This window comes from Nocardia sp. JCM 34519.1, assembly GCF_020361265.1.
GTDB classification, from domain to species: domain Bacteria; phylum Actinomycetota; class Actinomycetes; order Mycobacteriales; family Mycobacteriaceae; genus Nocardia; species Nocardia arthritidis_A.
On sequence record NZ_JAIRBR010000003.1, the window covers coordinates 435,368 to 447,560 of the forward strand.

Annotated in this window: 8 protein-coding genes and 1 pseudogene; 4 read left to right on the forward strand and 5 right to left on the reverse strand. The window is 67.8% G+C overall.

Translation table 11 applies throughout. The annotated features are described in order from the left end of the window. Positions 1 to 5 precede the first annotated feature (5 nt). Both LGY53_RS11505 and LGY53_RS43565 read right to left on the reverse strand, forming a co-directional pair. Positions 6 to 166 (reverse strand): annotated as a pseudogene (locus tag LGY53_RS11505) (DoxX family protein); the annotation flags it as partial. Positions 167 to 408: 242 nt separating this feature from the next. Next, positions 409 to 4,257, reverse strand: coding sequence for a BTAD domain-containing putative transcriptional regulator (locus LGY53_RS43565; RefSeq protein ID WP_255663814.1), 3,849 nt, complete (start codon positions 4,255 to 4,257; stop codon positions 409 to 411). A 287-nt stretch (positions 4,258 to 4,544) separates the two neighbouring features. Here LGY53_RS43565 and LGY53_RS11520 point away from each other — a divergent pair, with 287 nt between their 5' ends. After that, positions 4,545 to 5,423 (forward strand): alpha/beta fold hydrolase, encoded by an 879-nt coding sequence (locus tag LGY53_RS11520; RefSeq protein ID WP_225726643.1) that lies wholly within the window; start codon positions 4,545 to 4,547, stop codon positions 5,421 to 5,423. 16 nt (positions 5,424 to 5,439) lie between these two features. Here the strand turns inward: LGY53_RS11520 and LGY53_RS11525 are convergent, their stop codons facing one another. Continuing rightward, a complete protein-coding gene (locus LGY53_RS11525; protein WP_225726644.1) occupies positions 5,440 to 6,699 on the reverse strand; it encodes an MFS transporter in 1,260 nt (419 codons plus the stop codon). Between the two features lie 104 nt (positions 6,700 to 6,803). Here LGY53_RS11525 and LGY53_RS11530 point away from each other — a divergent pair, with 104 nt between their 5' ends. The 3 genes from LGY53_RS11530 to LGY53_RS11540 all read left to right on the forward strand — a co-directional run bounded on the left by LGY53_RS11530 (position 6,804) and on the right by LGY53_RS11540 (position 9,812). Then, positions 6,804 to 7,394, forward strand: coding sequence for a TetR family transcriptional regulator C-terminal domain-containing protein (locus tag LGY53_RS11530; RefSeq protein WP_225726645.1), 591 nt, complete (start codon positions 6,804 to 6,806; stop codon positions 7,392 to 7,394). 84 nt (positions 7,395 to 7,478) lie between these two features. Beyond that, the gene (locus LGY53_RS11535) at positions 7,479 to 8,216 is read left to right on the forward strand and encodes an SDR family NAD(P)-dependent oxidoreductase (protein WP_225726646.1); all 738 of its coding nucleotides are present in this window, start codon (positions 7,479 to 7,481) and stop codon (positions 8,214 to 8,216) included. A 243-nt stretch (positions 8,217 to 8,459) separates the two neighbouring features. Continuing rightward, the gene (locus LGY53_RS11540) at positions 8,460 to 9,812 is read left to right on the forward strand and encodes a cation:proton antiporter (RefSeq protein ID WP_225726647.1); all 1,353 of its coding nucleotides are present in this window, start codon (positions 8,460 to 8,462) and stop codon (positions 9,810 to 9,812) included. Positions 9,813 to 9,878: 66 nt separating this feature from the next. Here LGY53_RS11540 and speD read toward each other — a convergent pair whose 3' ends face one another. Next, positions 9,879 to 11,081, reverse strand: a complete 1,203-nt coding sequence (gene speD, locus LGY53_RS11545) for an adenosylmethionine decarboxylase (RefSeq protein WP_225726648.1) — start codon at positions 11,079 to 11,081, stop codon at positions 9,879 to 9,881. 8 nt (positions 11,082 to 11,089) lie between these two features. Next, on the reverse strand, positions 11,090 to 12,190 hold the full coding sequence (locus LGY53_RS11550) for a type III PLP-dependent enzyme (RefSeq protein WP_225726649.1): 1,101 nt from the start codon (positions 12,188 to 12,190) through the stop codon (positions 11,090 to 11,092). Between the last annotated feature and the right edge of the window lie 3 nt (positions 12,191 to 12,193).

Genomic DNA, 12,193 nt, shown 5'->3' on the forward strand with positions numbered 1-12,193 from the left:
CGACCTCACCGGTTGTAGGGCTGCTCTTGCACCCAACTGAAGTCGCGCTCCAGCAGCGGGAAGGACTTCGGGTCGAGCTTGGTGACCGAGGTGTGGATGCGATGCCCGGCGTAGTCGGCGGCATCGATATTCATGCGTCCGGGCCCGGCCACCAATAACTGAGGCGTGCCGCCAGTTCTGCACGCCGGTCGCCGCGAGCAGGAGCAGACCACCACCAGTGCGATCCGATCGTCCCACGTGGAGCCGAACAGCGGAACCCGCTGGATCGCGGGCGCGGCGCGACCGGAGAACAGCATCACCAGTCGGTTGTCGCTCCCGGTTCACCGGAACTCCTCGCGATCGAGTGGGTGCGGCTCCGGATCTTCCTGTGGTAGCGGGGTGCCGGTAGAGATCGGGAATCGGCGGCCGCTACTCGACGGTCGAGTCCTGCGCGATCGAGTCGGTGAGCCGTCGGGCCTGCGCGCGGTGGTGCGCAGCCGCATCGTGATCGCCTCGGGCGGTGGCTATTTCGGACAGATAGTGTGCGACGGGCTCCAGTGTGACGAGACCGGTTGTCGCGCCGGCCAGTTCGGCGGACGCGGGTAGGAGTGCGGTGTAGGCGCGGTCGAGGACGGTGTGTTCGCCGAGGGACAGGGCCGCGCGGGTCATGAGGGCGTAGCGGAGTTCGGTGAGGAGGTCGCCTGGGGGTTCGGGCAAGGCGCGCAGCGCTTTTCGGGCGTTGTCGGGGTAACCGTGTTCGAGTAGGAGCAGCGGCTCGACCCAGGGTGCGTGCGTGCCGAAGTCGGTGTGATCGAGCGCTATCGGAAGTCCGTGCCGCAGGCGTACGCAGGTGAGGGCCAGCGGGAGCAGGCCCGCTTCGAGTCCGGGCATCGCCGCGCCGGGTAGGTGGGCCGCCGCGGTGCGATACGCGGCTTCCGCTGCGGCGGCGTCTACCGAAAGTGATTGCCGGAGTGCGGAATACCACTCCGTGAAGACGTCGACCAGCGGCAGATCGTAGCGTTCGCCGAGCGCGGCGGCGGCAGCGGCGTGCCGTGCGGCGGCGGCGAAATCGGCGAGCGCGCATCGCGATTGCACGGCGATGAGATGTCCGAGCACCTCGAAGCTCACCAGCTCGTTCGCGCGGGCGAGATCGATCAGGCCGGTCGCGATCTCGGCGCGTTCGGCGGCCAGGCCGGTGCGGTGGAAGGTCTGCATGAACCGGCCGTTGCGGGCGAAGGCCAGCAGGCGCGGGTCGCCGAGCCGTGCGGCGATTCGCTCCGCCTCGTCGGCGGCGGCCCGGCCGCGAGCGCCGTCGGTCGCGCGCACTTCGAGCGCCACCGTGGTGAGCAGCCTGGCCCGCAGTTCGGTATCGCCCGCCGGTAAGGCGGCCAGCGTTTCGTCCGCGACCCGCACGATACGCCGGGCCAGCGCCTCGTCGTCATTGGTCGTCCACAGCGCCGGGATGTCGAACGCGGTGAGAACCCGCGCGGTGAGCTTCGGGTCGCCGAGCGGCTCGACCGCCGAAAGCGCTTGGGCGCGTAGCTCTCTGGCCGCTCGCAGGTCTCCGGTGATCGCGAGCGCGCGCACCAGCCCCATCATCGCGTCCAGACGTTCGGGAGTGTCGCCCGTACCTCGTGCGGATTCCGGCTGCGCGGTGTTGTCGTACGCCCGCAACGTCATTCGCCACAGCCGCACGGCATCGTGCGGTGCGAACATCCGCTCGGCCGTGAGCGCCGCCGTACGCGCGTAACCCACGGCCCGGCGGGCGGCGGCGCGGGTGCCCGCGCACAGTAGATGATGTGCGAGCACGGCCGGATCGGCGTTGCCGGACCGCTCGAGTAGATCGGCGGCGCGCTCGTGCCAGACTGCGCGGCGCGGACCAGAGATGTCTTCGTACAGCACATCCCGCACCACATCGTGCTCGAAAGATATTCGAGCCGAAGGTGTTTCGTGCAGAAATCCGGCGCGCAACCCCGCTTCGAGCCCATCGAGCGCCAGCGCGGCGTCGCCGGTGAGCGCGGCGAGCAGTTCTCGATCGATATCGCCGCCGAGTACTGCCGCCTGACGCAGCACCGTCCGGTGCCGCTCGTCCAGGCGAGACAACCTGTGCCGCACCACATCCCGCACACCGGCGGGCACAGACGCTAGGCTTCCCTCGTCCAGGAACAGTCGGGCCAGCTCCCGGATGAAGAACGGATTTCCATTGCTGCGCACCTGAATTCGCCGCACCACCGGAACTGGCGGTCGGCCGCCGAGTACAGCGCCGATCAGCTCGGCGGTATCCGCCTCGGCGAGCCCGCCTAGATAGACCCGGGCCGGCTCGACCCGGGCGAGCCGGGACAGCGCCGCCGTGAGTCCGGTACCGATATCGCTGGTCCGGTAGGTGGCGACGAACAGCAGCGGCGCGTGCACCGCCGCGGTGGCGAGCGCGGTCAACAACTCGAGGGTGTCCGGCCCGGCCTGGTGCAGGTCGTCGAATACCACCAGCAGGGGAGTCCGCCGCGCGATCGACGACAATTGCTCCGCCGCCGAGCGATGCAGCTCGAACCGGCGCACTGCGGCGTCGCCATCCCCGGCGAGCGCGCTCGGCTCGATCCGATACCCGGCCGCCGCGAGATCGGCCACGATCCGCGTCCACGACCAATCCGGCGGAACGCCATCCCCCGCCGGACTCGGCCCCCACGCCACCGTCCACCCACGCCGCGCCAACTCGACCGAAAACGCTTCGGCAAGAGCGGTTTTCCCGGCGCCCTCACCACCCGCCACCAATACCAGCCCGCTTCGAAACCCGCCCGCACACGCCTCGGCCGTCGCGAACATCTGCGCCAGTTCGTTCGCCCGTCCCACGAAAACCCGCTCGGACACAACGGATTCGGATGTCCGTAGAGCGTCGGCGTTCGATAGCACGTCGCCGCCGACGGGCGGGGTAGCGCCGCCGACGGGCGGGGTAGCGCCGCCGACGGGCGGGGTAGCGCCGCTGGCCGGCGGAGTGGTGCTGCCGCCCGGCGGGGTGGTGCTGCCGCCCGGCGGGGTAGTGCTGCCGCCCGGCGGGGTAGCGCCGCCGACGGGCGGGGTAGCGCCGCTGACGGGCGGGGTAGCGCCGCTGACGGGCGGAGTGGTGCTGCCGCCGGGTGGGGTAGCGCTGCTGCCGGGTGGGGTAGCGCCGCCGACGGGCGGGGTAGCGCTGCTGACCGGCGGAGTAGTGCTGCTGCCGGGTGGGGTAGCGCCGCCGACGGGCACGGTGCTCGTCCGCGGCACGATGCTGCTCGGCGATACCAGGCGCGGGACTGGTGCGCTGGCCGCTGCGGAGGGTTCGCGCGCACGCCTGGTGTCGGTCGCCGGTCGCCCGGTGTCGACCGGCGGCGCGGTGCTGTTTCCCCGTAAAGGACCCGCAGCCGACGATGCGCTGTCGCTTGCGGCTGCGGTTGTATCGGCAGGTCGGGTGGGTCCACTTGCCGGTGTGGCGGGCGCGACCGGAGGAGCCGTCGAGCCGACCACTGATATGGTGGGCATGTCCAGTCGCTCCGACTGCGCGAGGATATCCGCTTCTACCGCACGAAGTTCCGGCCCGGGATCGACACCGAGTTCGTTGCGCAGCCGATCGCGCACCGTGCGCAGCGCGGCGAGCGCGTCGGCTTGGCGCCCGGCGCGGTAGAGCGCCAACGCGAACAATTGCCAGGCGTGCTCCCGCAACGGCAGCTCCTGGAGATGCGCCTCCAGCGCGATCACCGCGTCGGCCGCCCGGCCGGTGCGCAGCATGGCCTCGGCCCGCTGCTCGACGGCGCGCATGCGCAGTTCGGTGAGGCGTGCGATTTCGCCACGCGCCCAACCGGTTTCGGTGAACTCCGCATAGGGCGGTCCCTGCCACAGTGCGAGCGCCGCATCCGTCTCGCGCAGCGCCGCGGCGCCGTCACCGGCGGCGAGGAATCGACCGGCCCGATCGATGTGCGCCTCGAAACGCAGCGCGTCGACCTGATCGGGCTCGACGCGCAACGCGTATCCCGGTGCGACGGTGACCAATACGCTCGCGGGTTGCCTGGGCCGTCGATCCGGCTCCAGCACCTTGCGCAGTGCGGCGACGAATGTTTGCAGCGCGCCGACCGCGTCGTCGGGCGGTCGTTCCCACAGATCGTCGATCAACCGGCCGACCGGAACCACCCGCCCCCGCGCGACCAGCAGCCGGGCCAGCACCGCCCGATGCCGCGGCCCCTTGAGCGCAAGCCGCCCGCGCTCGTCCTGCGCCCACACCGGACCGAGGACGCCGAAGCTCAGGCCCATGGTCGCGCGAATCGGCTCATGATCAGCGATATTACCGAGCCTGCCGCGCAACCCGATCGGCTCGTCACTTGCTCGACTGCCGTGGGTCGCGCCCGGCTCATCGAGGTTGTCGCACGTGCTCGTCCGGTCATATCGGGTGGGACACCCTCGATGCCACCCTGGACAGCCTTCGGGAATGCTTCGAGTCCCCGGCGCTCAGTCGCCGCTGACTCGTTGCTGAGTGCGTCCCGGCAGGCTTGCCGATACCGCTGCCACCCGGCCGCGGTATCGGCAAGAGAGGAAGTTCCATGTCACCGCGTATCACCGGCTTCGACTATCAGCGCGTCACCGTCGCCGAGGGGGTCGCGCTCAATGTGGCGGTCGGTGGGTCGGGCAGCCCGGTCGTGCTGCTGCACGGTTTTCCGCAGACCCATCTGATGTGGCGGCACGTCGCGGCCGATCTCGCCGCCGACCACACCGTCATCTGCCCGGATCTGCGCGGTTACGGTGCCAGCGACAAACCGGCCGACAACGCGGGCGACGCCTACGCCAAGCGGGTGATGGCGGCCGATATCGTCGCGCTGGCAAAGGCTTTCGGGCACGACCGGTTCGCGCTCGCCGGACACGACCGCGGCGCCCTCGTCGCGGTCCGGGCCGCACTGGATCATCCGGCCGCGATCACCCATCTGGCCATGCTGGACGCCTTCCCGACCATCGACATGTGGGATGTCATGCACGGCGTCACCGCCGCGGTCGGATTCCACCTCTACCTGATGGCGCAGCCGCCCGGTCTGCCCGAACAGCTGATCGCCGCGAGCCCCGACGCCTTCTTCGGCCACTTCCTCGACATCTGGGCCGGGGACGCGACGGCCATCCCCGCCGATATCCGCGCCGCCTACCTGTCCGCCTCCCGCGCGGCGGTCACCTCGATCGTGGCCGACTTCCGAGCCTCCGCCGGTATCGATATCGATCACGACCGCGCCGATCGGGCCGCGGGCCGCACGCTGCCGATGCCGGTCACCGTCCTGCAACAGGATTGGGGCGCAGCCCTCGGCTTCCACGCCGAATCCATCTGGCGCACATGGTCTCCCGACGTCGATCACCACATCGTCGGCTGCGGCCATTTCATGGCCGAGGAGGCCCCGACCGAGGTGACAGCGGCCCTACGCCACCTCCTCGCGAGGTAACGAACAACTAGGTGGCTCAGTCGGATTCGAGTGCGCGCCGGCCGGTCAGCGGGCCCCATACCGCGATCAGCGCGGTCATTGCCGTCAGTGCCGCGGTGATGACCGCGAATACCGGTCCGGAGCCGTGGTTGTCCAGGAGCGGCAGGAGGAGGAACGGCAGCACTGCGGTGCTCACCTTCGACATGGAATATGTTGCGCCGGAGGCGGTTCCGCGCACCGCGGTGGGGAACGACTCGGGTAGGTAGGCGTGGATGGCGTCGGAGAACACATTGCTGGCCAGGGTGAAGCCGCCGCCCGCGACGAGGATGAGCGGCACGCTGGTCGCGTAGCCGAACAGCAGGCCGAACACCGCCATGAGCATGGCCGTCGCCATCACCAGAAATTTGCGTTCCACCCGCTCCATCAGCGGTACCGCGATGAGGGAGCCGAGCGGATATCCGAGATAGGTGACGGCCAGATAGCTGAGCGAGGTGACGATCGCGAAACCCTTGGCCTGCAAGACCAGAACGGCCAGCGTCCCGAAACCGTAGTAGCCGAACACCTGCAGGATCATCACCGCCGAGAACAGCGCGGTGCGGCCGAGATAGGGCGGGCGCACGATGGCGGCGAACGGCGCGGTGGCCCTGCGCTCGGCGCGCCGAGCCAGCCAGTGCGGCGATTCCGGCATCGCCCTGCGCGCGAACACCACGACGGCCGCGCCGAGACCGCCGATGACGAACAACCAGCGCCAGCCGTCGAAACCCAAGGGGTGCAACGGGACAAGCCATCGGGCGAGGAAGCCGACGGCGGGCACGGCGCAGAAGCCGATGGTGTAGGCGACGGCGATCATCCGGCCGCGCACCTGCGGCGGCATCACCTCCGAGAGATAGGTGTCGGATACGGTCATCTCCGCGCCGATGCCGAGCCCGGCGAGGAAGCGGGTGACCATCAGCACATGCACGGTCGGGCTGAACGCGCCGAGCAGGGTGAAACCCGAATACAGCGCGATATTGACCATGAACATCCGGCGCCGCCCGAAGACGTCGGAAAGCCGCCCGATGGTGAGCGCGCCGAGGAATTGTCCGGCGAAGGCGGCGGCCAGGATGCCGCTCAGCTGGAAGGACGACAGATGCAGCTCCTGCTTCAGCACACCCGTGATGGTGCCGGCCAGGAACAGCTCGTAGAGATCGAAGAACAGACCGAAGCCGACCAGCACGACGAGTTTGCGATGGATCGGGCGTATCGGCAGTTCGTCGAGCCGCAGCCCTTTGCTGCCGTGATCCACTGAGGTAGCCATCGGGTCATGCTGGATGATCGGGTGATCCGATAACAAGCCCCCGCGCTGGATTTGACCTGGACTTAAGATTTGGATTACAAGACGACCGGTCGTATATTAAAGGCATGGCACGGCCTCGGCGCAGCGATGACACTCGGCAACTCCTGGTGGAGGAGGGCGCCGCCGGATTCCTGGCGAACGGCTATCACGGCACCGGGATCAAGCAGGTACTCGACAAGGTCGGGGTGCCGAAGGGGTCGTTCTACAACTACTTCGACAGCAAGGAGACCTTCGGTCAGGCGGTGATCGAGTACCACTCGGACTGTGTGCAGCGAAATCTGGCCGCCGCCTTCGGAAGTGCGCCCGATCCGCTGACCGGCCTGCGCGCGTTCTTCGGCAGGTTGATGGACGAGTTCGTCGAATCCGATTACACCGGCGGCTGTTTGATCGCGAACCTCGGTGGCGAGCTGGAGGGCAGTGACGTGCTGCGGGAATCGCTGTCCGCCGCGTGGACGCGCTGGCGCGACGGTATCGCGGGTGCGCTGCGGGATGCGCAGGGGCGGGGCATGATTCGCGACGATATCGACGCGGCCGAGTTGGCCGATCTGCTGCTGCACTCGTGGGAGGGTGCGGTGATCAGGATGAAGGTCGACCGCACCCTGGACCCGCTGCGCCAGTGCCTGATTCGCCTGCTGGACGACTACTTCCGCCCCTGATCCGGCGAGTTCGGTGATCCGGGGCAGTTCTACCCATTTCAAGACGACCGGTCGTATCGACCGGGTCAACAGAGAGGAAAACCCATGACAGCGCAGACGGTCATCGTCACCGGCTCGTCCAGCGGCATCGGGCGCGATATCGCGCGAGCCTTCGTCGAGCGCGGCGACAATGTCGTGCTCAACGGCCGCGATCCGGACAAACTCGCGGCCGTCGCCGCCGAACTCGGTGCGCCGGAACGGGTTTCCACCGTCGCGGGCGATATCGGCACGCGGGCAACGGGTTCCGCGCTCGTCGCGGCCGCCGTCGACCGGTTCGGCCGGGTGGACGTGCTGGTGAACAACGCCGGAATCTTCGGTGTCACACCGTTTCTCGACGTCACCGAGGAGGAGCTGGACCGTTACCTGAACGGCAACCTCAAGGGCACCTACTTCACCACCCAGGCCGTGGTGCGGCAGCTGCGCGCGCAGGGTGGCGGCGGCAGCATCGTCAATATCGGCACCGTGCTGATCGATCACGCCCAGTCCGGGCTGCCCGCCTCCGCCGCGCTGGTGAGCAAGGGCGGCGTGCACGCGCTCACGGTGAGCCTGGCCGCCGAGCTCGCCGTCGATGGCATCCGGGTGAATGCCGTCGCGCCGGGCGTCATCCGGACTCCGCTCTTCGGCGACGGCGACGAAAAGGCGGCGGGCGGACTGGCTTTGCTGAACCGGGTCGGCGAGGTCTCCGAAACCAGCTCCGCCGTCCTGTATCTCGCCGACGCCACCTTCGTCACCGGCCACATCCTCCCGGTCGACGGCGGCTACGTTTCGGGACGAGCCGCCTGATCCGACCGTCGCGCGGAAGGCGCGACTGAAGCGGTGCGGCCGAGGGTGAAAAGTACTGGTCGGCAGGGTATTTCGGGAGCGTGAACGCCATCGGGCAACCGGTGGTCGGCAAGCGGGCCGCAAGATGGTTGTAAGGCGGCGGCCCTACCTTCCGAGTGACGAAGACGCGTTGCGGTCCACGCCGGTTCGGCGATCTTCCCATATCGGTACCCGGTTCAAGCTCGACGGAGGGGAGCTCGGCCAATGCCAACGCCGCTGGAAATATCCACCCATTTCTTTTTACAGATCGCGGTCATCCTGGTGACCTTCCGGCTGCTGTGGCCGCTGTTCCGGCGGCTGGGGCAGGTGCAGGTCGTCGCGGTGATGGTCGCCGGATTCCTGCTCGGTCCATCCGTACTCGGCTGGCTGTGGCCGCGCGCGCAGACCTGGCTGTTCCCGACGACTCTGAAGGTCGGCGGGACCAGCGTCGCGCATCCGAACCTCACCGTGATCTATGTGGTGGGCGAGGTCGGGCTGGTGCTGTACATGTTCCTGGTCGGCGCTTCGCTGAAACTCGACATCCTCGGCAGGCATCTGCGTTTCGCGGTGGCGCGGTCGGCGACCGGTGTGCTCGTTCCGATGTCGCTCGGTGCGGTGGTCGGTTGGTGGATGGTGGGGCAGGGCCGGTACTTCACCGGTATGGTCGCGAATTGGCAAGGGGCGCTTTTCATCGCGGCCGCGGTGGCGGTGACCGCGTTCCCGATCCTGGCCTGGATCATCTACGACTCGGGTCTGCTGAACACCCGCCTCGGCACCATGTCGCTGGCATCGGCCGCCTTCGACGACGCCTGCGCCTGGGTGCTGCTCGCCGTCGTGGTGGCCAGCACCAAATCCAGTCCGGCCGGGGTGGCCCTCGCCGCGGGCGGTGGCTTGGCGTACGTGCTGTTCATGTTGACGATCGGGCGGCGCTGGCTGGCGAAGCTGCCGAATTGGCAGCCGCGGCGCGGCGATTCCGAGCGGACCGGCGGGCTGCCGGTCGGTCAGGTGACGGTCGTGCTGCTGGTGGTGCTCGCGGCCGCGTGCTTCACCGATTTCGTCGGAATCCATTCCGTGCTCGGCGCTTTCGTCGCGGGCGTGGCGATGCCGCGTGGCGAACTGCTCGACAAGATCAAGAGCCGGTTCGAGCCGCTGGTGAGCTATCTGCTGCTGCCCGCCTTCTTCATCTACACCGGGCTCAACACCCTACTCGGCCTGATCTTGCGGCCCGCCGTGCTGCTGATGACCGGTGTGGTGCTGATCGTCTCGTTCGTCAGCAAATTCGGCGCGGTCGCGGCGGTCGCCCGCAAGCAGGGGATGGGCTGGCGCGAAGCGGGCGCGATGGGCGCACTGGCCAATGCGCGCGGAATGATGGAGCTGGTGCTGCTCAACGTCGGGCTCACCGCCGGGCTGATCACGCCGGAGACCTACACCATTCTGGCGTTGATGACCACGGTGACCACCTTCATCGCGACGCCGCTGCAGCGCATGTTCGAGCGCAGCGCGTGGAAGAACGGCATGGTGTTCGGACCGAACGGGGAGGAGCCGAAGGCGGCGGTGCCCGTCGAACAAGTGATATGAACACAGCGAAACGCACCGTCTCCCAACGGTTTCCCGTTGCGAAACGGTGCGTCTCGGTCGAATTCCCTAGACCCGCAGCGCGTGCGGCTCGATCGCTCCGCGCACCAGGGCGCGGTCGTCGATGGTCTCGGGACGGTAGGGCAGGGTGGCCAGGCGAGCGATCATGCCGGTCACCGGGTCGTCGATTTTCTCGTTGAGCCCGAACAGGAATGTCCACTCGTGCTCATCGCTGCCGTACTGGACGACGGTGCCGAACTGCTCATGGAACCGATTCCAGGACCGCTTCAGGGTTTCGTTGCGCCACATGGTCGCGCAACCGGCCTGCGCGCTCAGCACACCGCCGGGCGCGAGCAGGGCTCGACATCGGGACAGGAACTCCGACTCGTAGAGGCGGTTGTGCTGCGCCTCCTCGACCCGCTCATCGGGCAGGTCGATCACGATGACGTCGTACTTCGTACCCGCCTCGGCCGCTTTGGCCAGGAAATCCCAGCCGTCGGCGTAGTGCACGTGCACCGGGCCCTCACCCTTCACGGCCAACGCCAGCTCATCGCTGGTGTAGCCGTAGGGCAGATGCTCGGCGCACAGTTCGACCTCCAGCTGATCGATGTCGACGTGATCGACGAGCGTCGCGCCCGCCGCCACCGACATCTGGCTGGCAACGCCCTCACCGGAGCCGATGATGAGCACCTTGTCCAGCTTCTCGGCCAGCGCGAAGGCCGGAACCATCATGGCCTCGTGGTAGGTCAGCTGGGAGAACTCGGTCGACTGGCGATCGTCGTCGGAGAAGAGGCTGATGCCCTGCTCCGTCTTCGCGATCACCATGTGTTGGAACGGGGTGTTCGTGTCGACGATCACCTCGTGCAGATCCCAGATGCGGGTCAGCCCCGCGCCCACCGGTTCCTCGATCCGCGCGGAACCATGTCCGCGCTTGATCACCTGCATGCGAACATCCTTGGGGGACAAGGCATCTCGCAGTAGGTCGACGGCCTTCGTCGCGCCGGCACCGATGCTTCCGCAGGTGAAGACGTCGACGAAGATGTCGCCGGACTCCGGATAAGTGTGAATCGAGGCGTGGGACTCCGACAACAGCGCGAGGACGGTCACCCCCTGCGGATCGAACTTCTTGTGTACGACATCGCAGATGGTGACGCCTGCGCCGATCAGAGACTCACGCAACGCCGATTCGAGTCGTTCGAGATCGTCGCACAGGGCTGTGTCGACACCACCGAACTCGGCCAGCACGTGCCAGCCGGTGAATTCCGCCGTCATAGGCAAACTCACTCTCGCTCAGCGCCCGAGACATGAACGGTCAAGGGCGGAAAACCATTGAAGGACACCGACGAATAGCTCGCGGTATAAGCGCCGGTGTCGAGGATCTCGACTCGATCACCAGCTCGCAGCGTGGTCGGTAGAAGGACTTGCGTGCGTTGATACAGTACATCGTCTCCGTCGCAGGTCGGACCGGCCACCACTGCCTCGTCTACCGGATCTCCGTCACGATCGGTGACGAACCGGTAGGCGATGTATTCGTTCTCGGTCTCGGCCATGCCGTTGTAGCGGCCGATATCGAGATAAATCCAGCGCCGCCCGTCGGGCGCGCTGCGCACGCCGACCACTTCGGCGTGGATGGTGCCCGCCGATCCCACGAGCGCACGGCCGGGCTCGACGACGAGTCCGGCGGTCTCGGGCAGGAATTCGGCGGCGGCGTCGGCGACGACCGACGCGATGGCATCGAGCGACGGCGCCTGCTCGACGTACGAAATGGGAAGGCCCCCACCGATATTCACCGACGTGACCGGAATTTCCTTGTCCGCCAATGCTTTCACGATGTGAGCGGCCTGCTCGATGCCGATCCGCCAGGCGGCCGGATCGGTCTGCTGCGAGCCGACATGGAAGTACGGACCGGCGACCCGCAGGCCGAGATCGTTGGCGCGCACCAATAGTCGGAACGCCTCGGCGGGCGCGCAGCCGAATTTGGTGCCGAACGGGGTGGTCGACTGCGGGGCCGAGGACAGGAAGCGGCACTCGACCTCCGAACCCGGCGCGTGCTCCGCGATGCGCAGCAGATCGTCCTCGGTGTCGAAGGCGTAGCGGCGTACGCCGAGCGTGAAGGCGCGGGCGATGTCCTTGGCCTTCTTGATGGGGTTGCCGTAGCAGAGCCGCTCGGGGGCGACGCCGAGGCCGATGCACTGTTCGATCTCACCGATGCTGGCGACATCGAATTCCGCGCCGTGCGCGTCCAGCAGTTGAATGATCTCCGACACCGGACTTGCCTTGACCGCGAAGCGGATTCGTGCCGCGGGTAGCGCGGCGGCGAGTGCGGAGTAATTCTCACGCACTCGCATCAGGTCGATGACAAGGTACGGCGATTCGGGCATAGT